Annotated in this window: 19 protein-coding genes; 10 read left to right on the top strand and 9 right to left on the bottom strand. The window is 64.7% G+C overall.

Features of this window, described 5'->3' with window-relative positions:
• Positions 1-11: 11 nt before the first annotated feature.
• From ACWPXE_RS32225 to fcl, 4 genes are all read left to right on the top strand, one after another.
• Positions 12-980, top strand: coding sequence for a GDP-mannose 4,6-dehydratase (locus ACWPXE_RS32225; RefSeq protein WP_237908207.1), 969 nt, complete (start codon positions 12-14; stop codon positions 978-980).
• Between the two features lie 148 nt (positions 981-1,128).
• The gene (locus ACWPXE_RS32220) at positions 1,129-1,986 is read left to right on the top strand and encodes an ABC transporter permease (RefSeq protein ID WP_237908208.1); all 858 of its coding nucleotides are present in this window, start codon (positions 1,129-1,131) and stop codon (positions 1,984-1,986) included.
• A 15-nt stretch (positions 1,987-2,001) separates the two neighbouring features.
• A complete protein-coding gene (locus ACWPXE_RS32215) occupies positions 2,002-2,784 on the top strand; it encodes an ABC transporter ATP-binding protein (protein ID WP_454021105.1) in 783 nt (260 codons plus the stop codon).
• Between the two features lie 4 nt (positions 2,785-2,788).
• Positions 2,789-3,772: a GDP-L-fucose synthase gene (fcl, locus tag ACWPXE_RS32210; RefSeq protein WP_454021104.1), complete on the top strand. Its 984-nt coding sequence runs from the start codon at positions 2,789-2,791 to the stop codon at positions 3,770-3,772.
• Between the two features lie 8 nt (positions 3,773-3,780).
• On the opposite strand, the gene ACWPXE_RS32205 is transcribed toward fcl, so the two are convergent.
• Complete coding sequence (locus ACWPXE_RS32205; protein ID WP_454021103.1) at positions 3,781-4,656, bottom strand: glycosyltransferase family 2 protein; 876 nt, start codon at positions 4,654-4,656, stop codon at positions 3,781-3,783.
• Positions 4,657-4,784: 128 nt separating this feature from the next.
• Here ACWPXE_RS32205 and ACWPXE_RS32200 point away from each other — a divergent pair, with 128 nt between their 5' ends.
• Genes ACWPXE_RS32200 through ACWPXE_RS32190 form a run of 3 tightly spaced genes read left to right on the top strand, consistent with a single transcriptional unit; the run spans position 4,785 to position 10,108 of the window.
• Positions 4,785-7,022 carry a peptidase domain-containing ABC transporter gene (locus tag ACWPXE_RS32200; RefSeq protein ID WP_454021102.1) on the top strand — a complete coding sequence of 746 codons (2,238 nt, stop codon included), beginning with the start codon at positions 4,785-4,787 and terminating at the stop codon, positions 7,020-7,022.
• On the top strand, positions 6,985-8,343 hold the full coding sequence (locus ACWPXE_RS32195) for an HlyD family type I secretion periplasmic adaptor subunit (protein ID WP_237908212.1): 1,359 nt from the start codon (positions 6,985-6,987) through the stop codon (positions 8,341-8,343). Before ACWPXE_RS32200 ends, ACWPXE_RS32195 begins: the two co-directional genes overlap by 38 nt.
• A 55-nt stretch (positions 8,344-8,398) precedes the next feature.
• Positions 8,399-10,108 carry an SEL1-like repeat protein gene (locus tag ACWPXE_RS32190; RefSeq protein ID WP_454021101.1) on the top strand — a complete coding sequence of 570 codons (1,710 nt, stop codon included), beginning with the start codon at positions 8,399-8,401 and terminating at the stop codon, positions 10,106-10,108.
• Between the two features lie 8 nt (positions 10,109-10,116).
• Here the strand turns inward: ACWPXE_RS32190 and ACWPXE_RS32185 are convergent, their stop codons facing one another.
• The 7 genes from ACWPXE_RS32185 to ACWPXE_RS32155 form a co-directional block, all read right to left on the bottom strand.
• On the bottom strand, positions 10,117-10,905 hold the full coding sequence (locus ACWPXE_RS32185; RefSeq protein WP_454021100.1) for an N-acetyltransferase family protein: 789 nt from the start codon (positions 10,903-10,905) through the stop codon (positions 10,117-10,119).
• A 92-nt stretch (positions 10,906-10,997) separates the two neighbouring features.
• Positions 10,998-11,864 carry a glucose-1-phosphate thymidylyltransferase RfbA gene (rfbA, locus tag ACWPXE_RS32180; RefSeq protein ID WP_454021099.1) on the bottom strand — a complete coding sequence of 289 codons (867 nt, stop codon included), beginning with the start codon at positions 11,862-11,864 and terminating at the stop codon, positions 10,998-11,000.
• A complete protein-coding gene (rfbD, locus tag ACWPXE_RS32175; RefSeq protein WP_454021098.1) occupies positions 11,861-12,790 on the bottom strand; it encodes a dTDP-4-dehydrorhamnose reductase in 930 nt (309 codons plus the stop codon). The genes rfbA and rfbD overlap by 4 nt, the downstream gene beginning before the upstream one ends.
• Positions 12,783-13,856, bottom strand: coding sequence for a dTDP-glucose 4,6-dehydratase (gene rfbB / locus ACWPXE_RS32170; protein ID WP_237908217.1), 1,074 nt, complete (start codon positions 13,854-13,856; stop codon positions 12,783-12,785). The genes rfbD and rfbB overlap by 8 nt, the downstream gene beginning before the upstream one ends.
• A 92-nt stretch (positions 13,857-13,948) precedes the next feature.
• Positions 13,949-14,512, bottom strand: a complete 564-nt coding sequence (rfbC, locus tag ACWPXE_RS32165) for a dTDP-4-dehydrorhamnose 3,5-epimerase (protein WP_237908218.1) — start codon at positions 14,510-14,512, stop codon at positions 13,949-13,951.
• 226 nt (positions 14,513-14,738) lie between these two features.
• Complete coding sequence (locus tag ACWPXE_RS32160) at positions 14,739-16,421, bottom strand: glycosyltransferase family 4 protein (protein ID WP_454021097.1); 1,683 nt, start codon at positions 16,419-16,421, stop codon at positions 14,739-14,741.
• Between the two features lie 112 nt (positions 16,422-16,533).
• Positions 16,534-18,225, bottom strand: a complete 1,692-nt coding sequence (locus ACWPXE_RS32155; RefSeq protein ID WP_454021096.1) for a M10 family metallopeptidase — start codon at positions 18,223-18,225, stop codon at positions 16,534-16,536.
• Between the two features lie 457 nt (positions 18,226-18,682).
• Between ACWPXE_RS32155 and ACWPXE_RS32150 the strand changes: the two genes are divergently transcribed.
• The 3 genes from ACWPXE_RS32150 to ACWPXE_RS32140 all read left to right on the top strand — a co-directional run bounded on the left by ACWPXE_RS32150 (position 18,683) and on the right by ACWPXE_RS32140 (position 23,158).
• Positions 18,683-19,822 (top strand): NAD(P)/FAD-dependent oxidoreductase, encoded by a 1,140-nt coding sequence (locus ACWPXE_RS32150; protein WP_454021095.1) that lies wholly within the window; start codon positions 18,683-18,685, stop codon positions 19,820-19,822.
• Positions 19,823-20,318: 496 nt separating this feature from the next.
• Positions 20,319-21,455 (top strand): dTDP-4-amino-4,6-dideoxygalactose transaminase, encoded by a 1,137-nt coding sequence (gene rffA, locus ACWPXE_RS32145; protein WP_454021094.1) that lies wholly within the window; start codon positions 20,319-20,321, stop codon positions 21,453-21,455.
• Between the two features lie 119 nt (positions 21,456-21,574).
• Complete coding sequence (locus ACWPXE_RS32140) at positions 21,575-23,158, top strand: hypothetical protein (RefSeq protein WP_454021093.1); 1,584 nt, start codon at positions 21,575-21,577, stop codon at positions 23,156-23,158.
• Between the two features lie 30 nt (positions 23,159-23,188).
• Here the strand turns inward: ACWPXE_RS32140 and ACWPXE_RS32135 are convergent, their stop codons facing one another.
• A complete protein-coding gene (locus tag ACWPXE_RS32135; RefSeq protein ID WP_454021092.1) occupies positions 23,189-24,133 on the bottom strand; it encodes a hypothetical protein in 945 nt (314 codons plus the stop codon).

Below are 24,133 nucleotides of genomic sequence, written 5' to 3'. Positions count from 1 at the left end.
GAGGAGCCGCCGTGGCGCGGACCGCACTGATCTTCGGGGTGTCCGGGCAGGATGGAAGCTATCTTGCCCGGCATCTGCTCGACCGCGGCTACACCGTCCATGGCACCTCGCGGGACTGCGAGATCGCGTCGTTCCGCAATCTGACAATCCTGGGCATCCGTGACCAGGTGAACGTCCATTCGGCGACCCTGCACGATTTCCGCAGCATCGTGCAGGTGATCCGGGCGGTGAAGCCCAACGAGATCTACAATCTCTCGGCCCAGTCGGCGGTGGGGCTGTCCTTCGAGCAGCCGGTCGAGACGATCGACAGCATCCTGAACGGCACGCTGAACATCCTGGAGGCCATCCGCTTCCTGGGGGTGGACGCGCGCTTCTACCACGCCTCCTCCAGCGAGAGCTTCGGCAACACCCTGGACGAGCCGGCCGGTGAGGCGACCGCCTTCCGCCCCTGCAGCCCTTATGGCGTCGCCAAGTCGGCGGCGCATTGGATGGTCGCCAACTACCGGCAGGCCTACGGGCTCTATGCCTGCTCCGGCATCCTGTTCAACCACGAGTCGCCGCTGCGTCCCGCGCGCTTCGTCACCCGTAAGATTGTCCGCGGAGCCATCGCGGTGGCGCAGGGCCGGGTGAAGACGCTGGAGCTGGGCAACCTCGCGGTGGCGCGCGACTGGGGCTGGGCGCCGGAATATGTGGACGCCATGTGGCGGATGCTCCAGCAGGAGGAACCGGATGATTTCGTCATCGCCACCGGCCGCATGCACGCGCTGGAGGACTTCGTCCGGACAGCCTTCGCGCATTTCGGCATAGACTGGCGGGAGCATGTGGTCCAGGGTGCCACGAACCTGCGGCCGATGGACATTCATCGCAGCGTCGGCAACCCGGCCAAGGCCGCGGCTCGTTTGGGGTGGAAGGCCGAAACCCTGATGCCGGATCTCGTCAGCCGGCTGATCGAAGCGGAGCTGGCCCTGGCGCCGCCGTAAGAGGGGCCCCGGAAAGGAGCCAAGAGAGGACTGTGACGGTGGCCGAGATCCAGGGTATAGAACCGGCCCGTTCCTGCCTGTGCCGTGGGGCTGCCGCCCATGGATTTCCCCACCCCGTCGGCCTGGCTTTGAGTGGATTGCGAGAGAAATGACCACCGAGAGCTTTCCCGGCTCCGTCAGCCAACAGAGGAACGGAGCCATCTACGACTCCGGAGACCGCAGCGAGGCGGCGCGGGCCTGGGAGGATCTCAGGGACGGCGCTCTGCGTTGGCGGCTGTGGAGCCGGCTCGGCTGGCACGACATCCGCAAGCGCTACCGCCGGTCGGTCCTGGGGCCCTTCTGGCTGACGCTCAGCATGGCCGTCATGGTGGGCAGCCTGGGGCTGATCTACGGCACGCTGTTCCGGTTGGACTTGGAGGGCTATCTGCCCTTCCTGGCGGTCGGGCTGGCCACCTGGACCCTTATCGCCTCATTCCTCAACGAGGGATGCATCAGCTTCATCGAGTTGGAGCCGCTCATCAAGAACGTCCGCATTCCGATGTCGGTGCACATCTTGCGGGCGCTGTGGCGCAATCTGATCATCTACGGCCACAACATCGTGATCTTCGCGGTGGTGGCGCTGATTTTCGGGATCTGGCCGGGAGCGGCGGGCCTCCTGGCGGTGGCCGGGTTGGCGCTGCTCCTGGTGAACGCCGGCTGGATCATGCTGCTGCTCGGCATGATCTGCACCCGTTTCCGCGATGTGCCCCCGATCATCGGCAGCGTGATCCAGCTCCTGTTCTTCGTGACGCCGGTCATGTGGAAGCCGGAACTGCTGGGCGACCGCCGCTACCTGATGGTCCTGAACCCCTTCTATCATCTGCTGGAGGTCATCCGGGCCCCGCTGCTGGGCCATGTGCCGGGCTGGGAAAGCTGGGTGGCTGGCCTGCTGTTCGCCGCCGCCGGCTGGGCTTTCACCTTTGCCTGCTTCGCCCGCTTCCGCAAACGCATCGCCTATTGGCTCTGACCCGCTGGATCTGGAATGGCTTCGATCCGCCTGAACGACGTCTCGGTCGATTTCGTGCTCTATCAGGGAAGCGCGCGCTCTCTGAAGAAGACGCTGCTTCGCACCTCCACCAGCGGTGCGCTGAAGCACGACGCGCACCACCGGATCACGGTGAAGGCGTTGAACAACCTGAACCTGACGCTGGAACACGGGGACCGGGTCGGGCTGGTTGGCGGCAACGGGGCCGGCAAGACGACCCTGCTGCGCGTCCTGGCCGGCGTGTATGAGCCGACCGCCGGGCGCATCCGCGTCGAGGGCAGCGTCACGCCGCTGTTCGACCTGGGGCTCGGCCTGGACATGGACGCGTCGGGCTACGACAACATCCGGATGCGGGCCGCCTATTTCGGCATCGACGGGGACGAGATCGAGTCCAAGATGGAGGACATCGCCGTCTTCACGGAACTCGGCGACTACCTCGACCTGCCGGTGCGCACCTATTCGGCGGGCATGACGCTGCGGCTGGCCTTCGCCGCGGCGACCGCGGTCGATCCGGAAATTTTGCTGATGGACGAATGGATCGCCGTCAGCGACACACAATTCCTGGAAAAGGCGCAGCGCCGGGCGGAAGGCTTCGTGAACCGGTCCAGCATCATGGTCGTGGCCTCCCATGTGGACGATGTCTTGAAACGGCTGTGCAACAAGGCCCTCTGGCTGGAACGCGGCGCGGTTGTGCGCATCGGTCCGGTTGACGAGGTGCTGGCGGCGTATCACAAACACAACGCGGGCGGCGAACCGCCGCCGCGAGACGGAGATGAGTGATCGGATGACGACGGGTACGGCAGCCTTTTCCCTGGACGGCAAGCGGGTGTGGGTCGCAGGGCATCGCGGCATGGCGGGGTCGGCGGTCGTGCGCCGGCTGGAGCGGGAGCCTTGCGAGATCCTGACCGTGGGCCGTGAGACGGTCGACCTGCGCCGCCAGGCCGAGGTCGAGGCGTGGATGGCCGAGGCGCGGCCCGACGTCGTCTTCCTCACCGCCGCCCTGGTCGGCGGCATTCACGCCAACAACACCCGTCCGGCCGAATTCCTCTACGAGAACTTGGCGATCGAAACCAACATCATCCACGCCGCCAAACAGGTTGGGGTGCAAAAGCTGGTCTTCCTCGGATCCTCCTGCATCTACCCGCGGATGGCGCCGCAACCCATCGTGGAGGACGCGCTGCTGACCGGCCCGCTGGAACCGACCAACGAGTGGTACGCGATCGCCAAGATCGCCGGCATCAAGATGTGCCAAGCCTATCGGCGGCAGTACGGCTGCGACTTCATCTCGGCCATGCCAACCAACCTCTACGGCTACGGCGACAACTTCGACATCCAGCAGGGCCATGTCGCTGCCGCTCTGATGATGAAGATCCACCGGGCCAAGACGGAGGGGGCAGGCAGCGTCGAGCTGTGGGGTGACGGCAGCCCGCTGCGCGAGTTCCTGTTCGTCGATGATCTGGCCGACGGGCTGGTCTTCCTGGCCAAGCATTATTCGGGCGAGCCGCATGTCAACCTCGGCTCCGGCCATGAGGTTTCCATCCGCGGCCTGGCCGAACTGCTGGCTGAGGTGATCGGCTTCCAAGGTGATTTCCGCTTCGACCCGTCCAAGCCGAACGGCACCCCGCGCAAGATCATGGATGGTCACCGGCTGGCCGGCATGGGCTGGACCGCCCCGACGTCCCTGCGCGAGGGGTTTGCGCGCACGTACCACTGGTATCTGGAAAAGCTCGATGCTGGCACCCTGCGCGGCATGACCACCGGCCGCTGAAGCGGCCGTCAGCCTTGACGGATGCGGCGCAGCAGCCGCCGCATCCGGTCGCGCCCGCGACGGGCGACGCCGCGGGCCAACCGACGCCAGGAGAGGTCGAGCCCGGCCCCGGTTTCGGCCAGCCGCCGCTTCAACTCGGCGTTCTCCAGCCGGGTGGCCAGGAAACCCTCCTGGTACAGCTCGATGCGCCGACGCAGCCAAGCTTCCGACTGATAGAGGGGCAGGGCGTTCTGGATGGCGTAGACCTCCGGCTGGCCCTTGGCGAGGTTGCTGGACGTGCCGCCCAGCCCGAAGGAGGCGATGATCACCGGCATGTGCATCAGCGTGACGGACGGGTCGGCGATGGCCTTCAGGAACCAGTCGTAATCGGCATGGACCCGCCACCGCGTGTCGAAGGGACCGGTGCGGTCGAACACCGCCCGCCGCGCGAAGGTCCCCTGGTGCGGCAGACAGCCGCACACCATCGTTTCCGCGGCCTTGTCGGCCTCCTGGGGCGTATGAATGACCGACCCGCCCTCCGGCAGGCGGACCTCGATGTCCCCATAGAAGAGGTCGCCGTCCGGGTGCCGTTCGATGAAGCGCACCGCGTTCTCGACCGAACGGGCGTCGTAGAACCAGTCTTCGGCATTCAGGAAGTGGATCAGGTCCCCGGTGGCCCGCGCCAGTCCTTTGTTCATCGCATCGTAGATTCCGGCGTCGGGTTCCGACACGAGAAGCGCCGGCCGGTGCCGGTGACCTTTTAGGATTTCCAGCGTTCCATCGGTCGAGGCGCCGTCAACGATGATATGCTCAACGTTCTGGTAAGTCTGTTGTGAGATGCTGTCCAGAGTACGGACTATGCCGTCACGGGCATTCCGGCAAATAGTAATAACCGAAACCTTCATCCACCTGCTCCTGTTGAGATCGCCCTGATTGAGCGTCCCGAGTGCAGAGCTTGTATCGGATGAGGGTGCTACAGTACAGTCGCGCCACCGGTGGACCACCGGAAGAGCGACCGGGACACAGGGGCCAGATGCAGAGCAAGACCGCCGCCGATCCGACAGACGCCTCTGCCGAGGCGGCACGGACCACCAGCCTTCATGCGCTTGCCGTTGTCGCACGTCATCATGGGCTGCACCTTTCGGTCGAGCAGCTCAGGCGCGATTATGCCATCGAAGCCGGTGAGCCACCGACGAAGCTGTTGCTGAAGATTGCCGAAGACAATGGCCTGACGGCCCGCGCCGTCAAGCTGCGCTGGAAGCAGCTGTCGCGTCTGGGCAAGGCCTTGCCCCTCCTCCTGCGGTTGCGGGATGGAAGCACGATGGTGCTGGTGTCCTTCCGGGAGGATGGCGGCGCGCCCGTGGCCATGCTTCAGGACCCGCTGAGCACCGATCAGGCCTGCATTGCCGTGGACGAGCTGCGATTGGCCTCCGTGTGGGATGGCGATGCCGTCTTCATCAAGCGCCGCTATCGCATGACCGACCAGGAGCAGCCGTTCGGCTTCGGTTGGCTGTTCGGGCAGATCCTGCGCGAAAAGCGGATTTTCCGCGACGTCGCCATCTCCGCGCTCGTGCTCAGCATGTTTGCGCTGGTCCCGCCACTCGTCTTCATGGTCATCCTGGATCGCGTGCTTGTCCACCAGCGCCTGTCCACCCTGTATGTTCTGGTGATGGGAATCGCCTTCATCCTGGTGTTCGACACCCTGTTCGGCTACCTGCGCCGCTATCTGGTCGCGATCGGGACGGCCAAGGTGGACGCGCGTATCAGCACTTACATCTTCGACCGGATGATCGGGTTGCCGATCGATTTCTTCGAGCGGACGCCGACCGGCGTCATTTCCTACAAGCTGAACGAGGTCTGGCGCATCCGAGGCTTCCTGACCGGCCAGATGTTCGGGACGGTGCTGGATTCCATGACCCTGCTCGTGCTGATCCCGGCAATGTTCGTTCTCAGCCCACCGCTCGCCTTCATGGTGCTGGGCGTAGCCGCCATCATGTTCTTTGTAGTGGCGGTCTACATCGGACCGCTCGCCCGCGCCTACGGTAAGGTCATCCAGGCGGAGCAGCGCAAGGGCTCTTTCATGATCGAGGTGCTGCATGGCATGCGCACGGTCAAGTCGCTGGCGCTGGAAGGCCGCAAGCGGCTTGACTGGGATGTGCGCGTGGCCGAGGCGGTGCGCGCCAACACTGCGATGCAGCTCCTGTCCAATCAGCCGCAGACCATTCTGCAGCCGCTGGAAAAGTCGATCTATGCGGGAACCCTGGCGATCGGCGCCTATCTTGCCATCGGCGAGGGAGCCATTGTGAACGGCGGTACGCTCGTCGCCTTCAGCATGATCGCGAGCCGTGCGACGAGCCCCTTCGTCCAGATGGCTTCCCTGATGCAGCAGTTTCAGGAAACCCGGGGTGCCGTCGGCCAAGTAGCCTCGGTCGTCAACCAAGCTCCGGAGCAAGCGCTCGGGCGCCAGGGCGTGCGACCGGCGATCAAGGGCGAAATCACGTTCTCCGATGTGCGGTTCCGTTATCCCGGCGCACAGAACCCGGCTCTCGACAACATCTCCTTCTCAATCGAATCCGGCCAGGTTATCGGCATCATGGGCCGCTCGGGGTCGGGCAAGACCACGGTCACGCGCCTGCTGCAGGGCCTGCATCAGAACTACGACGGCCTGATCAAGATCGACGGTGTGGACCTGCGGGAGATCGACCTCAGCCATCTGCGCTCGAACCTGGGCGTGGTGCTTCAGGACAACTTCCTGTTCAACGGTACGATCCGCGAGAACATCATGGCCGCCAACCGCAGCGCCTCGCTCGAGGACGTGATGCGGGCAGCCCGGCTTGCCGGTGCGGAGGAGTTCATCGAACGTCTGCCCCGCGGCTACGAGACGGTGATCGAGGAAGGGTCGGCCAACCTGTCGGGTGGCCAGCGTCAGCGCATCGCCATCGCCCGCGCTTTGCTCGTCGATCCCAGCGTCCTCATCATGGATGAGGCGACCAGCGCACTCGATCCCGACAGCGAGGCGATCATCAACAACAACCTGACCCGCATCGCGCAGGGTCGGACGATGATCGTCATCTCCCACCGTCTGGCCTCTTTGGTGAACTGTGATCAGATCATGGTGCTGGAGCGCGGCAGTCTGTACGACATGGGCAAGCACGACGAACTGCTTCAGCGTTGCGACGTCTACCGCCATCTCTGGTTCCAGCAGAACCGACATCTCTCTCCGGGAAATTCTCATGACCGCGCTCCTCTTACGTCAGCCGCAAGCACCTGACCGGGAGGCCGAACAGGCCATCATCGATTTCCAAGGCGAGACCGAGGAAATCACCGGTCAACCGGAACCGCTCGGCGCGCGTGCGGTCGTGTGGGCTTTGGCGGCGATGGCCGTCGTGCTGATTGTTCTGGCTTCGGTGACTGGGCTGGACCGTGTGGTCAGCGCGTCCGGGCGCATCGTGTCCCAGGCGCCGACCATTGTCGTCCAGCCCCTGGAAACCTCGATCATCCGCAACCTCAACGCGCGTGCGGGCCAGACCGTCCAGCGCGGACAGGTATTGGCGACGCTGGACCCGACCTTCTCGTCGGCCGACGTCGCCCAGCTCGAACGACAGGCCAGCAAGCTGTCGGCCGAGATCGCCCGGTTGAACGCCGAAGCCGAAGGCGCACCCTTCAAGCCCGGCAGCAAGGAGCAGGATCTGGTTCTGCAGGAGTCGATCTGGCAGTACCGGCAGGCCGAGTACGCGGCCAAGCTCGCCAACTTCGAACAGCGCATGGCCACCTTGCAGGCCACGATCAAGACCAGCCGGACCGATGCCGAGTATTACCGTTCCCGCCTGAAGATCGTCGGGGAGATCGAGGACATGCGCCGGACGCTGGAGAAAAACCAGACCGGCAGCCGCTTGAACTCGCTGATCGCCAGCGACACCCGCGTGGAAACGGAACGGACCCTCGGCCTCAGCGAGAACACCATCCGCACCTCGTCGCATGATCTGGAAGCGCTGCGCGCCGAACGGGATGTCTATATCCAGCAGTGGCGCAGCACCATTCTGACCGATCTGTCGACCCGCCAAGTTGATCTGGAGCGTGTTCGCGAAGAGCTCTCCAAGGCCCAGAAGCGCCGCGACCTGGTCGAGTTGCGTGCGGTTGAGGACGCCGTGGTGCTGGAGGTCGGGAAGTACTCCGTCGGTTCCGTGGTGGAAACGGCTCAGCCGATCTACACTCTGGTTCCTCTGAACGCGCCGCTTGAGGTGGAGGCGGAAATCGCCGGCATCGATCAAGGCTTCGTCAAGCCCGGTGACCATGTGCAGGTGAAGCTTGAAGCCTACCGCTACATGAAGCACGGAATGGCGAAGGGCATCGTCAAGACGATCAGCGAGGATGCTTTCACCCGTCGTGAGGACCAGAGCCAGGCGCCGCGGCCATTCTATCGTGCGCGGATCGAACTGACCGAGGTGAAGCTGCGCGACGTGCCGGAGGATTTCCGGCTGGTGCCCGGCATGCCTTTGACGGCGGACATCGTGGTCGGCGAACGGACGATCATGTCCTATCTTGTCGAAGGGGCATTGAGGAACACCTCGGAAGGGATGCGTGAGCCGTAAAACCGCGAGGGCTCCGGCCCTCGCGTGATCTATTGGGAAAAGGATGTTGAGGCCGATGCGCAAGCTCATCAAGGCCGCCGGGCGGCTGTTCGGCTCCACGTCGCCAGACAACGATCACGCCAGAGGTCTTAAAGCGCACGAGCGGGAGGACCACAAGGCGGCGCTTGAAGCGTGGCTGGCCGCAGCACGCGCGGGCCATGCCGACGCGCAGTATCGCCTTGGCCGTCTGTACGACTTGGGCAAGGGAGTCGTGCGCAACGCGGTGGATGCGGTCGGCTGGTACCGGCAGGCCGCCGAGCAGGGACACGGCGAAGCCCAGGCCCGGCTTGCCGAAATCTATTACTATGGATCCGGCCAGCCCAAGGGCGTCGTTCCGACCGACGAGGCGCTGTCACTCCTCTTTCCCAACGGTCTGAAGATCGAACAGGATTACAAGGAGGCGCTCCGTTGGGCGCGGGCCGCCGCTGAAGGCGGAGTCGTCGGCGCACAGGCCATGCTCGGCTACATGTACGCCTCCGGTTTCGGCATCACCCCTGACTACGCAATGGCGGAGCGCTGGTACCGTGCCGCCGCCGAACAAGGCAACGCAGCCGCTCAGCTTGGGCTTGGGACGTTGCTCGCCGGTGGTTACGGGGGGGCTTCCGATCCCGTCGCGGCCCACGAATGGTTCCGCAAGGCGGCGGATCAGAAGAACGTCATGGCTTGGTACTACCTCGGCACCCAGTACGCCTCGGGGCTGGGTGTCGAGAAGGACCATGGCGAAGCGGCCAGATGGTTCCGCAAGGCGGCGGAGGCCGGCGCCGCCGCCGCCCAGAGGGCGCTCGGCCTGCTGTACGCGCGGGGCATTGGCGTCGCGGCCGACCCGCACCATGCGGAAACCTGGCTGCGCAAGGCCGCTGTCCAAGGCGATGCCGAGGCGATGCTGCAACTCGGCCATTTGAACAGCCGTGGTGGCGGGATGCAGCCCAATCTGTTCGACGCCGCCTCCTGGTATCGTGCAGCGGGTGAGTTGGGCCATCGTGAAGCCCAGAAAATCATCGCTCAGATGTATCTGGCCGGATCCGGCGTGCCGCGTGACGAGATGGAGGCAGCCCGCTGGCTGGAGCGTGCCGCGGGACAGGGCGACCCGCAGGCGCAGTTGCGCATCGGCACCTTCTACGCGGAAGGGCGCGGGGTGACCCGCGACTATGACCGGGCGCTCGACTGGTTCCGACGGGCCGCCGACCAGGGAAACACCGACGCCGTCTACAACATCGGCATGCTGCACAGCCTGGGGCTGGGGGTGCCGCGCGACCCGGTGGGCGCCATCCAGTGGCTGGAACGGGCCGCCAGTCAGGGCAGCGTGTTGGCCCAGTTCCGTCTGGGGGCGGCGCTCGCGTCGGGGGACGGTGTGACGCAGGATTACGCCGCTGCGGCCGAATGGTCGCGCAAGGCGGCCGAGCAGGGCCATGTCGGTGCCATGGTCAATCTTGGCCGCTTCCGCATGCAGGGGTTGGGGGGAGACCGCGATATTTCGGAGGCAGTCCGTTGGCTGACCGCTGCCGCCAACCAGAAGGAGCCGGCGGCGATGACGGCGCTCGGCGAGTTGCACGGCCATTGGAGCGACCATAAGGACTTCGTGCAGGCCCATCTCTGGCTGGAGCGGGCGGCGGCGCTCGGTGACGAGCGTGCCAAGGTTCTGCTGGAGCGGATGCCGGTTCCCTCACCTTCCAACGCATCCGACAAGAACGATGGTGGTCGCTCCCGCGCCGCTGGGGAAGGCTGACCTCTGTCCTACAGGACTAGGGTAACGCCGTTCCAAAGGCGTCGTGGCGGCAGGGAAAGAGCCATATGGCGATGGATATCCCCCGTCACCGGATGCGCCACGGGGCCGAGGTCGGCGTAACCCAGCCTGTGGTACAAGGCTTGGGCGCGTGTGTTGTGGGGCAGGACGGCCAGTTCCAGCCGTGGGCAGCATCCGGCGGCCCAGCGCTCCGCCGCCCGCATCAGGGCATGCCCAAGCCCCCGACCACGGACGTCCGGGTGAAGCTCGATGCCCAGAGCAAGGCCGCGCGATTCCGGCATAACGGGCCAGTCCGGTCCGAGCCGGCATTGTCCGATGACGCGCCCGCCCCGTTCCGCCACCAGCCAGCACCGTCCGGCCGTCCCCTGCGCGGACGCGGCGAGCCAGGACCGGATGCTTTCCAAGTTTGGGACGCCGGTGGCGACGGTGCCGCCATTCCAATGAACCATCCCGGCCAGGAATGTCCACAAGCGTTCCGCATCGCCGTTTGCGGGATGCATGGCGCGCAGCGTGACAGGGCCGAGAGCAGGGATGGCGCGGCGGGGGGCACCGCGCAGACGCATGCCGGAAAAATCGGGCAGCCGCAAGTCCACGTCGTGCTCGTGATCCGCGAACGCAGCGGGGACCGCTAGGTCGAAACCGTAGCGCCCATCCCCTCTGCCGGCTGATTTGAGATCGTCGCGTGGAAGGTCGGCCGCCGTGTCCAGCCGCAGCGCATGCCCCGAACCGGAGTCCAGCAGGATCGAGAGGCGCAGCCGCCGGTCGGGATCGGCGGGCATCCACGCCCATCCCCTCACCCGGGGGCCGACACTTTCGAGAAAGCCTTCGATGCACGCCGTCATGGCGCGGCGATCCAGCGTCCGGGACGCGGCTATTCGGTCAGCAGGTTCAGCAGGTAGCTGCCGTAGCCGCTCTTGGCGAGCGGTCGGGCGATGCGGGCGAGCTGTTCACCGTCGATGAAGCCCTTGCGCCAAGCAATCTCCTCCGGCGCGGCGATCTTCAGGCCCTGGCGGGCCTCGATGGTCTGGACGAACTCGGCGGCCTGAAGCAGGGACTGGTGCGTACCGGTGTCGAACCAGGCATAGCCGCGGCCCAACTTCTCCACCGCCAGACGCCGCTGCTCGAGATAGACATTGTTCACGTCGGTGATCTCAAGCTCGCCGCGCGGCGACGGCTTGATCGTCGCGGCGATGTCCAGGACGCTGTTGTCGTAGAAATAGAGGCCGGTGACCGCGTAGTTGGACTTCGGCTGAACCGGCTTCTCCTCGATGGCGTTGGGGCGGCCCTCGGCGTCGAAGCTGACCACGCCGTAGCGTTCCGGGTCGCGCACATGGTAGCCGAAGACGGTCGCCCCGTGTGTCCGGCCGGCGGCGCGGACCAGGGCCGGCTCCAGGTCGTGACCGAAGAAGATGTTGTCGCCCAGGATCAGGCAGACCCCGTCCGTGCCGACAAAGTCCCGTCCGATGAGGAAGGCTTGGGCCAGCCCTTCGGGCTTCGGCTGCTCGGCGTAGGTGAGCGAAATGCCCCATTGGCTGCCGTCGCCCAGAAGGCGTTGGAACTGCTCCTGGTCCTGCGGCGTGGTGATGATCAGGATGTCGCGGATGCCGGCCAGCATCAGCGTCGACAGCGGATAATAGATCATCGGTTTGTCGAACACCGGCAGGAGCTGCTTGCTGGTCACCTGCGTCAGCGGATAAAGCCGCGTGCCGGACCCGCCGGCCAGAATGATGCCCTTCATGCCTTTGTTCCCACGCCCTGGGTTTCGTCGAGGATGTCGTCCAGCACCCGGTCGAGTCCGGTCATCCAGTCCGCTGGCGGAATGCCGTAGGCTTGGCCGAGACGCGTGGTGTCGAGGACGGAGTTGGCGGGCCGCCGGGCCGGTGTCGGGAAGTCGGCGGTCGTGATGGCGGTCACGGTCGGGCGGCGTCCGATGCGGGGGGCGGCGCGTTCGACGATGCGGTCGGCGAAGCCGTGCCAGGTGGTGGCCGGCGCCCCGCCGTAATGGAAGGTACCGGACGTCCAGCTTCCGCCGCCCAGCCGCGTCCGCGCGATGGCGGTGATGGCCGCGGCGATGGCCGCCGCCGGGGTCGGGCAACCGTGCTGGTCGGCGACGACCCGCAACTCGTCCCGCTCGCGGGCCAGCCGCAGCATGGTTTTGACAAAATTGTGCCCGTGAGCCCCGAACACCCAGGCGGTGCGCAGGATCACATGATCGGGCTGGGCGTCTCGCACGGCCTCCTCGCCGGCCAGCTTGCTGGCGGCGTAGACACCCTGCGGGGCGACGGGGTCGTCCTCGCTCCAGGGGGTGGACTTGCTGGTTCCGTCGAAGACGTAGTCGGTCGAGATATGGATCAGCGGCACCCCGGCGGCGGCGCAGGCGCGGGCCAGATTGGCCGGGCCGTCGCGGTTGACCGCGAAGGCCGCGTCCCGCTCGCTCTCGGCCCTGTCCACCGCGGTGTAAGCCGAGGCGTTGACGACCAGGGCCGGGCGATAGGCGGCGATGGCCGCAGCCACCGCCCGCGCGTCGGTGACGTCGCCGGACGCACGGTCCAGCCCCACCGGGGTCAGGTCCGGCGCCCAGGCGGCGCGCAGCAGCTCAAATCCGACCTGACCGTTGGAGCCGAAGACGAGAACGGCGCGGGGGTGAGACGTTGCTTCAGCCATGGGTCGATTCGGCGACGGGAGCCACGCCGAGACGCTGGCCGCCGTAACCGGTGGACAGGCGCTCCCACCAGGCACGGTTGTCCAGATACCACGCGACGGTGCGGCGGATGCCGGTTTCGAAGGTTTCAGCGGGCGTCCAGCCCAGCTCGCTCTTCAGCTTGGAGGCATCGATGGCGTAGCGATGGTCGTGGCCGGGCCGGTCGGTGACGTGGGTGATCAGGTTTCGCCGCGGTCCGCCGGGCAGCGGTCCGGCCAGCTCGTCGACCAGATCGCAAATGGCGTGCACGACGTCGATGTTCTGGCGCTCGCTGTCGCCTCCGACGTTGTAGCTCTCGCCCAACCGGCCGGTCGTCAGGATGGTCCAGAGCGCCGAAGCGTGATCGTCCACATAGAGCCAGTCGCGCACGTTCAGCCCGCTGCCGTAGACCGGCAGGGGTTGCCCTTGCAGCGCCTTCAGCGTCATCAGGGGGATCAGCTTCTCCGGAAACTGCCAGCAACCGTAGTTGTTGGAGCAGTTGCTGGCCACGGTCGGCAGGCCGTAGGTCTCGTGCCAGGCCCGGACAAAATGGTCGGACGCCGCCTTGCTGGCCGAATAGGGAGAATTGGGGGCGTAGGGCGTGGTCTCGGTGAAGCGCCCATCGTCGCCCAGCGTGCCGAACACCTCGTCGGTGGAAACATGGTGGAAGCGGAAGGCCGCCTTCGCATCGCCTTCCAGCGCACGCCAATGATCGAGCGAGACCCGAAGCAGGGTGACGGTGCCGACCACGTTGGTCTGCACGAAGGCCATCGGACCGTCGATGGAGCGGTCGACGTGGGTTTCCGCCGCCAGATGGATGACCGCCGTGGGGCGGTGGTCGGCGAAGACGCGGCGCAGTTCCGCCTCGTCGCAGATGTCCACCTGTTCGAAGGCGTAGCGCGGGTTCCCGGCGAAGGGAGCCAGGCTTTCCAGATCCGCGGCGTAGGTGAGCTTGTCCACGTTGACGATCGAGGCCGTCGTGTTCGCCAGGACCCAACGGATGAAGGCCGAGCCGATGAAGCCCGCACCGCCCGTCACCAGTATGCGCATGCCATTTCCCCCTACCGCGCCTTTTCGAAAGGCGCCATCAAACCGTCAAAGAGCCCACTCTGAAGCCCCCACCCGGCCGGATCGTGCCGGCCTCAGGATGGCTGGAAATCAAACAGGTCGACCGTCTCGGCCAGCCGCGGAGCCACCGCGTCCTTGTCCGAAACCGACACGCCGGCCGTCGCCGGCCAACCGATGCCGAGTGCCGGATCGTTCCACAGGATGGACCGCTCGCACTCCCGCGAATAGAGCGCATCGACCTTGTAGGCAACGGTCGTGTTCGGCTCGAGCGTGCAGAAGCCATGCGCGAAGCCGGCGGGGATGAAAAGTTGCTCCAGCCCGTCGGCGGTCAGTTCCACCGCAGCGTGCCGCCCGAAGGTCGGCGATCCGCGGCGGATGTCCACCACCACGTCCAGGATGCGTCCGGCCAGAACCCGGATCAGCTTGGTCTGGGCGAAAGGAGGAAGCTGGTAATGCATGCCGCGCACCGTGCCGGGCGTGGCCGACAGCGACTGATTGTCCTGAACCCAGCGCCGTTCCAGGCCGTTCAGGGCAAAGGCCTGCTCGTTCCAGGTTTCGACAAAATATCCCCGCGCATCGCCGAACCGCTTCGGCACGACCAGTCGGACATCAGGCAGTGACGTTGACGTTACCTGCATAGGGAGGGATCCCATCGATCAGAAAGCTCCGCGCGTCGAGGCCGAAGGCTTCTCGGGCGGATTGCGGTGAATGGCAAGGCGACGTGCCAAGGCAGGCGGATGATCGGTTGCATCGAACGTTTCGTCAGGACGCCTGCATTCGGCAAAGAATAAATGGAATAGACCGTTCCTTAGCGCAAACACCTGTTGCATCGCAAGCAAAAGCCGGCTGGAACCCGTGCATAACTTAGGACATCATCCCCTGTGCCGGGGCGGCCTCCTGTACGAAGCCGTACTTCATCAGGTGGACGAGGCTGCGCAGCAGCAGCAGGCGGCGCTCCTCGGGGACGAGCGTCAGGATCTGGGCGACCGTGCGGCCTGGGGCGTCCAGGGATTCCAAAGCCATCAGCAGATCGGTGGCCGGTGATACGGTGCCGCCGCGCGCCGTCGAGTTCAGCGGATCGGCGTGCAGCGCTGCCAGGGCCTCGGCCATTCCCGCGCGGGTCAGACTGCCGGCCCGCGCCAGCCGGGTCGACGGGGTCAGGTGGCGCGTCGGGTAGGACGCGAACATGCGCAGGGGATCCGGGCGCAACGGGTTGCCGTCGCGGTCGGGGCGCCGCGGGGCGAGTTCCGCGGCGTGGTTGCGGATTTCCGCCAGCTGGCGCCAGACGTCGAGATACTGCGGGATGATCGCCCGCCAATCGAAGGCGGCAATGGCGCGGGCCCGGCCGGCCTCACCCATCCGCCGCCGCAGTGCGGGGTCCGCAGCCAGCCGCGTGTAGGCGTCCGCCGCCGCGGCCACGTCGACGGCGCTCACCTGCGAGACGCGGCCGATGTAGAAATCATAGGTGTCCAGCCCGGCGGCGTAGCGGTCGGCAAAATCGGGTCCGGTGCCCGGCGGCGGCAGGATGGTGGGAATCCGGAATCCGTCCACTCCGTCGCGCACCGTCTCGCGGTAGCCGTTCCAGTCGGTGACGACGCAGGGCAGCCCGGCCGCCATCGCCTCCACCGGGGAGATCCCAAAGGTCTCCTGCACGTTGTCCACCAGCGAGGTGAACAGGTCGGCGGCGGCCCAGACGCGGGTCCGCACTTCCGGCTTGCGACCGTCCAGGAAGATGGCGTTGACGCTGGGGCAATAACGTTTGGCACCCTGGATGAAGGCGGCGCCGATGGAGTCGTTGCCGAACCAGCCGGCCTGGATCAGGTGGATCCGCTTGCCGGTTCGCCGGACAGCTTCCTCCAGCGCCAGATACATGGCGATCGGGTGCGCCTTGGCGTGGAAGCTGAGGCGTCCCATGAACAGCACAGCGACGTCGTCCTCGCCGATGCCCAGCGCCGCGCGCTCCGCGTTGCGATCCGCCGGGCCGAAGCGGAACGCGTCCGTGTCCACGCCGAGCGGGATCACCGGCAGATGAGGCATCGGGACCCCGGCGGCGCCCAGCCGGTCGCGCAGATACTCCGCGTAGGGCTCCAGAACCGCCTCCACCGAAGCGCGGGCCGCCCAGGATGTGCAGATCACCGCGTCCCACGGTTGCACCGGCGCGGTGGCCAGGGCGCCCAGGGTCTGGGGCGATTCCGAGGTCGTGTGGGTGATGCCGCACAGGCTGTAGCCCCGCTGGTCGCGGGAGCGGCGGCGCCAGGCGAACTGGTCGATGCCCGGTCCCGGCAGGAACAGGCAGCCGACACGGGCCAGCCGCGACGGTTCTCCGGTCGGGTAGAGCGCCACCTCCCGCCCCGGCGCGTGACGGGCGGCGAGATCGGCGAACAGGCGCGCCTGCTCCGCTCCGTCGGCGTGACAGGCGAAGCTGTTCAATCCGGAGTGCCGGAAGAAACCGACGAGGAAGGATTCCCCCGCCACATGGCGGCCCTTCAGGTCCGCCCGCGCGGTCTCGTAACCGTCGGGGTGGAAATAGATGGCGGCGTTGGACACGGGCGGTCGGGGTCCTTGGCGGTTGTGCCGGCGCTGCTCGGGCAAGGTCGGCGGGAGAGTAACCGCCCATCCTCGCCAGAGCAACGCGCCCGAATGTCCGTCCGCACCCCGTTCAGCCGTTCAGCCAGACCGCCAGATAATCGGTGCCGTTCACCGTGCCGGGCATCGCCGTCAGGGACCCCACGGACTTGCCGCTCAGTGTCAGGCTGGCGTCGATGTTGCCGTCGCCGTTGAGATCGATGTGGGCCGTGGCGCCGGTGAAGCCGCCGGCGCCGCCCATCTCCGCCCAACTGATGACCGACGTTCCCGGTTGCCAGCCCCAGACGGTCACGATCTCCCCCGCCTCCAGGTCGGTCACGGTGGACCAAACCGGCTCGCCCGAGCGGGCGTCGAGGAAGAAAGTGTCGTGGCCTTCGCCGCCGGTCAGGAAGTTGGACCCTGTTCCGCCGTCCAGCACATCGTTGCCGGCGCCGCCGTCGATGGCGTCCGTGCCGCCCCGGCTGTTGATGAAGTCGTTGCCGTTGCTGCCGACGATCGCCTCGCCGTCGTCGCTGCCGATGAGCTGCCATTCCAGGGTCTGGACGGGTCCGGAGTAGGTCGAGGCCTCCTGGAGGATCCGTTGTCCCGACGCGCTGTTGGCCACACCGAAGAAGGTGCTGGCCACCGTGCCGGGCGTCGCGTCCCGGCTCAACGCCAGGGTCATGTCGCCGAAGGACAGATGTTCGATGCTGCGCAGGGTGTTCGTGCCCTGCGGGCCTTCCACCATCACTTCACCCGCTCCGCTGTGGCGGATGGTGTAGGACGAGGGCGCCCCCTCGAACACCGCCGTGTCGAACCCGTTGCCGCCGTCCAGCAGGTTGTTGCCGGCCCCGCCGATCAGCGTGTCGTCGCCGGCCCCGCCGTACAGGGCGTTGTCCCGTTCGTTGCCGATCAGGACGTCGTTCCCCGAGCCGCCGATGGCGTTCTCGATCCAGCAGTCGTAGGCAATGCCCAGCGTCCGGGATTCCATGTAGAAGCCGGCCCGCCAAGCCGGTCCCAGGTCGCTGTAGGAACCGGGGCGCAGGTCGATCCGGGCGTCACTGGTCTGGTTGGCCCAGCTTATGGTATCGTTGCCGCCGCCGTCCCAGATGGTTTCGAAGATCGCCTGTCCAGGCGCCCAGGAATAGACGGTGTCCCCGGCGTTGGTCGACATGTTGGCGCCGTACAGATACTGGATGGCCGCGATGTCGTCGACCATGGGGGTGGTCGGAAAACGATCCTGCCAATAGCCCATCTCCGGAGGCGCCCCGGGGTAGGACCGGTAGCTCATCGTGCTGTAGAGCTGGCTGTCGATTCCGGTGGGAGCGATCGGAAAAGCCCCGTATTCCTCATGCAGGTGCTTCAGGCCGAAGGCGTGTCCGATCTCGTGGACGATGGTCTGGTAGGTGTAGGAGCCGGCTGCCCAGGACAGGGTCGGATCGGCAAAGAGGGAGCCGAACCACACGTCGCCCGCTTCCGGCAGATCCACCACGGGCAGAACCGTGTAGGCGGTTGCCGGGGCGTTGCTCCCTCCGAAGCGGAGGTCGCCGCAGGACAGGGCGTTGTCGGCGACCTCGGTACAGGTGATGTTCGCCACCGCCGTCCAGGTGCCGAGCGCTTGGCGGATCGCCGCCTGTGCCGTGCCGGACAGGGTCCAAAGGCTTCCCGGGTCTGGGGTCAGATAGCCGTCCCGATAGGCCGACAGGCCGGCAGTACCGAAAGAATAGGTCAGGGAAACCCCGGCCCCCGGATTGCTCCCTTCGCCCCATTTGTATCCGGAAAGCAATGAATCGATTTCAATGCGTCCGTTTCCCATGATTTCGGATACCGGGGATGTGTAATCCGGTGCGCTCATGGCCACCACCTTTTGAATAAAAGAGGGTTGTTTGTAAAAACATCTCTTCAATTCAGAAACGGAGCGCGGTCATTCAACGAATTCTGAGGAGATATAAACTAAATAATTAATGTAAATAAATAAATTAAGGCTTTAGCGCTTAAGTTACCGTGCTGGGTATTTGATTTTCCTGTGGGGCGTAACGCGGGTGACAACAATGTCTTGGCGGGTGATCTTTCTTGGGCTGACCCTATCCGTCCGGACGTCACTTGCGGGGGCAGTGGGCTGAAGGGGAGTGGTCCGTCTGGACGCGCCGTGCCCATTCCTCTTGCGCGACCGGATGCTTTCGCGGCCTTTTGGACCTGATCGATCCTTGGGATCAGCCCTTTGGAAAGACCGGAGAGGGACGATGGAGCGGGTGGACTGTGTGGTGGTCGGGGCCGGGGTGATCGGGCTGGCGGTGGCCCGCCGGCTGGCCCGCGCCGGGCGGGAGGTGGTGATTCTGGAGGCGGCGGACGCCATCGGCACCGGCACCAGCTCGCGCAACTCCGAGGTCATCCACGCGGGCATCTACTACCCCACGGGCAGCCTGCGGGCGCGTCTGTGCGTGGCCGGGCGTGACGCGCTCTACGCCTACTGCGCGGCGCATGGTGTGGAGCACAAGCGCATCGGCAAACTGATCGTCGCCACCGAGGAGGCTCAGTTGCCCCGCCTGGAGGCCATCCGCGCCCAAGCCGCCGCCAATGGGGTGGCGGATCTCGTCCCGCTCTCCGCGTCCGAGGCCGTGACGCTGGAGCCCGGCCTGCGCTGCGTGGGCGCCCTGCTGTCGCCGTCCACCGGCATCATCGACAGCCACGGTCTGATGCTGGCCCTGCGGGGCGATGCGGAGGCGGCGGGCGCGATGCTGGCCTTGCTCAGCCCCCTGGAGCGCGCCCATCGGGCCGCGGACGGTTTCGAACTGGAGGTCGGCGGGGCGGAGCCGATGCGCATCGCCTGCGGCACGCTGGTCAACGCCGCCGGGCTGGGCGCCTGGGGGGTGGCCCGCAATCTGGAGGATTTCCCGGCGGAGCGTGTGCCGCCGCGGGTGCTGGCCAAGGGCAATTACTACGCGCTGGGGCAGGGGCGCTCACCCTTCGCGCGGCTGGTCTATCCGGTGCCGGTGGATGGCGGGCTGGGTGTCCACCTGACGCTGGATCTGGCCGGGCAGGCCCGTTTCGGCCCGGACGTGGAGTGGCTGGACCCCGCGGGCTACGACCGGCTCGACTACCGGCCTGACTACCGGGTGGACCCGAAACGGGCCGACGGCTTCTACGGTGAGGTTCGGCGTTATTGGCCGGGCCTGCCCGACGGCGCCCTGGTGCCGGCCTATTCCGGCGTCCGTCCGAAGCTGAGCGGCCGCGGCCAGCCGCAGGCCGATTTCCTGATCCAGGGACCGGGGACGCATGGAATGCCGGGTCTGGTCAATCTGTTCGGCATGGAATCCCCGGGCCTGACCTCCTGCCTCGCCATCGCCAACGAAGTGGCGGAACGGTTGGGAGGTTTGTCGTGATCGAGGGTTGGCATGGCCGCAAACGGTGTTCTCATAACTTCGAGCGTAAAGCCTGATTCATCAGGCTTTACGCTCGCCCTCAAACGGCGGGTACGGCTGTCCGGCCGCTTGCCTTTGCAGGTATGGGTCTTCGCGGCCGCCGTCGCGGCCCCTACCGTCGAGTGTAAATGAGGAATTACGCTCGACGGCATCCAGTCCATGATGGGTTCCGCCTGCCGGGCATGGGCCCAAGGCTGTGGTTCGTCGGGCTTGGTAAACGCGTGGCCGCTGGCGATTCCGAGGCTTGAGCCGTTTTTGCTGCGGGGCAGGGGGCAAGCAAATGAAATTTTGCCCCCAATGGTTGCGTTGCCGGCCCGACACTTTGGTATGGACGTCTTCCGGTTGGCCGTGTAACAGGAACCGAGATGCGCGGTGCGGGTTGCAGAAACGTTGGGAGCACCGATGCATTCCGGTCTGCGACGCTCCTGTTGCGACCCCATCCAAGAATGCGTGCTTGATGAAAATCCCATTTAACCTTCCTTCCATCGCCGGCAAAGAGATCGAGCATATTAAGAATGCTATTGAGCGCGGGCAGTTGGCTGGTGATGGGCACTACTCTCGACAATGCCACGCATGGCTGAAAGACTTCACAGGTGTTCACGCATCCCTTCTGACGCATTCCTGCACGGCAGCGTTAGAAATGGCCTCCATCCTGCTCGACATTGGGCCTGGGGATGAGGTCATCATGCCGTCCTTTACTTTCGTCTCGACCGCCAGTGCGGTGGCATTGCGAGGTGGGGTGCCGGTGTTCGTGGATATCAGGCCGGATACTCTGAATCTTGACGAGACCCTCATCGCCGATGCAATCACGCCACGCACGCGAGCAATCAGCGTGGTCCACTATGCTGGTGTTGTCGCCGAAATGGACGCTATAGGTGCCATTGCCCGCCAACACGACCTCGCTGTGATCGAGGACGCGGCACATGCTTTCGGTTCCAAGTACCATGGACGGGCGGCGGGTTCGATCGGCGATATGGCTGCCTTCAGCTTTCATGAAACGAAAAACATCATTGCGGGTGAAGGCGGGGCCCTGCTTCTGCGCGACGCCACCTACAATGAGCGTGCAGAAATCATCCGTGATAAGGGAACGAACCGACAGAAATTTTTCCGTGGCCAAGTCGATAAGTACACCTGGGTCGATATCGGCTCCTCTTACCTTCCAGGCGAGTTGATCGCCGCGTTTTTGTTTGGGCAGCTTGAGCAGGCGCACCGTATACAGAACGAGCGCATGGGATACTGGACGCGGTACGACAAGGCACTCCATGGTTATCGATCGCAGGGCATTGGCTTGCCGAATATTCCAAGCCACTGCACTCATAATGCACACCTCTATTACGCTCTGATGCCAGATTGTGAGACCCGGCAGGAGATGATCCGTCGGTTGCAGTTGGAGGAGATTTTTGCCCCGTTCCATTACGTCCCGCTGCATACGGCGCCGGCTGGCCGACGTTTCGGCCGTGCGGCAAGTGATCTGGCGGTGACGGATGCCATTGCGCAGCGGCTTCTAAGGTTGCCTCTTTATCCAGGAATGGGAAACGATGCTGTCGATCGGGTGATCGAGAGCTTCGGCAGGCATCTTGAAGACATTCTGTGAGCTTTCCCAAGGAAATGGCAGGGATAATTCGAAATTAAATCGGGTGTTTCTATTTCCATAAATTCTTTTTGTTAATTCCTGGATAGAATCCTGTATTATTCCAATCTGGAGTGGAGTCAATGGCAGATAATTTACCAAAAAAGAAGAGATTGCTCTCCATATCAATTTATTTTTTAGTGCCTGCTATTGTTTTTATCTGTTTGTTTTCCTGGCGCCCATTATTTCTTGGTTTCTACCACGATGACTGGTATAATATATTAAGACCTTTGCGTTACTCGGAATACGATGAATTCATAAATCAAATTACCAGACCTCTGTATTGGGCGGGAACGGCTTTTCTCAGGCACACGATTTTTGACAACCCTGTGGCCTGGCACACTGTTCTTGCCGGACTGGTGACGTTGAATGCGGTCGCGATCGGCGCCGTCGGCCATCGCCTTGTCGTGCTCATCTCGGATGATCGGGACATGGCACGCTGGAGCATGGCCTTGTGCGCCAGCGTGTGGCTTGCACTCCCTTGGGCGTTGGGCCTGACCGTTTGGCCAACGCCGACCGTTGGGCAACTGGCAATCACCTGTTTCTGCGGTGTTGCGCTTGTCCTTTTATCGGAGGCTCCCCTTCGAAACCGGCTTTATGCGGGAGGCGGGCTCTTTTTACTTGGTCAATTGATCAATGAACTGTTCTGGTTCGCCTTCATTCCTCTGTTGATAATCAACGCCGCTGCGGATCGTACTCGTTACGGTGCGGTGCGATGGCGCCATATTGGGCTATTGACCGGTGGCTTTCTGGCGCTCCAGGCCATCCCTTTGTTTGCCAACCGGGCTTTGCACGCCTTCGGCATCGGCATCAATCGATCATTCAACCCGAATTGGTTCGACACGATTTTTCTCAGCCTGCGTCTTTTGCCGCAGGAGGTGAACCGTGCCGTAGTCTACCCTCAGGCCTTTTGGGCGGTGCTCGCTGTTCTGTTCGCCGCCATCGCTTACGGTCTTGCAACACACCGCAACCGGTTGCTGATTTTTGCATGTCTCATGGCTGTCATAGCGGGCGGGGTGGGCTCGGCGATTATGTTCGCATTGGCTGGCTATCGGTTGGAGTCGGTCGGTGTTTTTTCCCGGACCATGAGCACAGCCAGTGTGTGGTTCAGCCTGCTGCCGGCGCTTGTCCTTGGCGCGTTCGGAGCGGTGGGTCGGTTGGGGCGCCACGCCGCCATCTTGGCCCTCTGCGCACTGATCGCCATCCTCGGCGTTTCGACGCAGTACCGTTTAGCGGAGTGGGCAACGTCCTGGGAGCGGCAGAAAGCCCTTCTTGCGTCCTTCCCTGGTGAAAAAATCGCCGACACTGCGTCGCCGAACGCCTTTATCGTCGTCTATCTTCCAAAGCAAGAAACGGCGGTTGAAGGGTTCGAGGCCTTTTGGGACATGACCGGTGCGCTGATGAACGCCTTCCCAAGGCTTCAAGAGCGGCTTGCGCCCGAACAGGTCCGTTATTTTGCCACCGCTGTGCGGGCCGACCGCCATCATGTGAAATGGGATGGCGCCGGTATGACGACATCCTGGTGCGCTCCCGCGCAGGGGGAACTTTGGCGTCTTACCGCCGAAGGAGAACTGTATGTTTGGGAAGCTGAAACGGGGAGACTTCACCGTTACGACAAGGGGGTCGACTTTGGGTGCGACGCCCCTCCGCCAAAAAGCGGGTCATGACGAAACGGGAAACCCGCTGTGCAGCCGGTGTCATCGCCGCTCTTCCTGGATCGCCAACCCGAACCCTTCGCGGCCATAACCGTTGCCGTTGTAGAGCATGTAGCGGTGGCCGGCGTGATCGAAAACGCATGGATAGGTTCGTTCCCGACTCTCCCATGGTTCAGGAGCACCCTGGAAGCGGATCGCTGCATCGTCCCGTTTCCAGGTCGCGCCATCGGCCGAGCGGGCAAAGCCCAGCGCATAGTCCGGCCGCCGCCGCGCGTACCACATGGACAGGCTTCCATCCGGTTCACGGATCACCGAAGGGCGGGAAACGGCGAACTCGTCCGGGTCATCGGCCCCCGCGATGTCAATGACCGTTCGATCCCCAGGCGTCCATGTCGTCAAGTCAACGGATCGCGCCTCCTTGATCACGTGGGTCATCTGTAGCCCTGTGTCGCCCCAAGCCAAATGCGAACCGAACCACATGCGCCAGCCGATCCCATCGCGGATCACCCACGGATATCCAAGGGTGAAGGGGTTCTCCCGGCTGCGCCCGACTATGGGAACGGGCGAAACCCGGATAAGCGCCCCGTCGTCCTCGCCGACGGCAAGACCAATGAAGTTCGTGAACGGCACTCGCTGGAGCACGGTCCAACCGAGATAAAAGACGTATGTTCGGCCGTCATGACGAAGGACGCAACCGACCGTCACACCGTCGGCATCGAAAGCCCCTCGCGGTCCTGGTGAGAGAAGAGGGCCTCGGGGCGCCCCCAGCACCTCGAAGCGGTCGCCTTCAAGACCGAGGTCAAGCGCGGCGATGGACGAGCGTTGCTGCGCGTCACGGGTGGAAAAGAAGACGCGGACCCGTTCGCCATCGAGCGGCAAGACCGTCGGATAGCTGGCGTGACTCATCCCCCAGGGGGCAATTCCCGGTGCAGCCTGTACTTGGCCAAGCGGGCGCCAAACATTCCCGATACCGAGCAGCAGAGCCAC

This window comes from Azospirillum sp. Marseille-Q6669, assembly GCF_965111635.1.
Note: the sequence above shows the minus strand (reverse complement) of the source record. Positions and strands in the feature narration are given on the sequence as shown.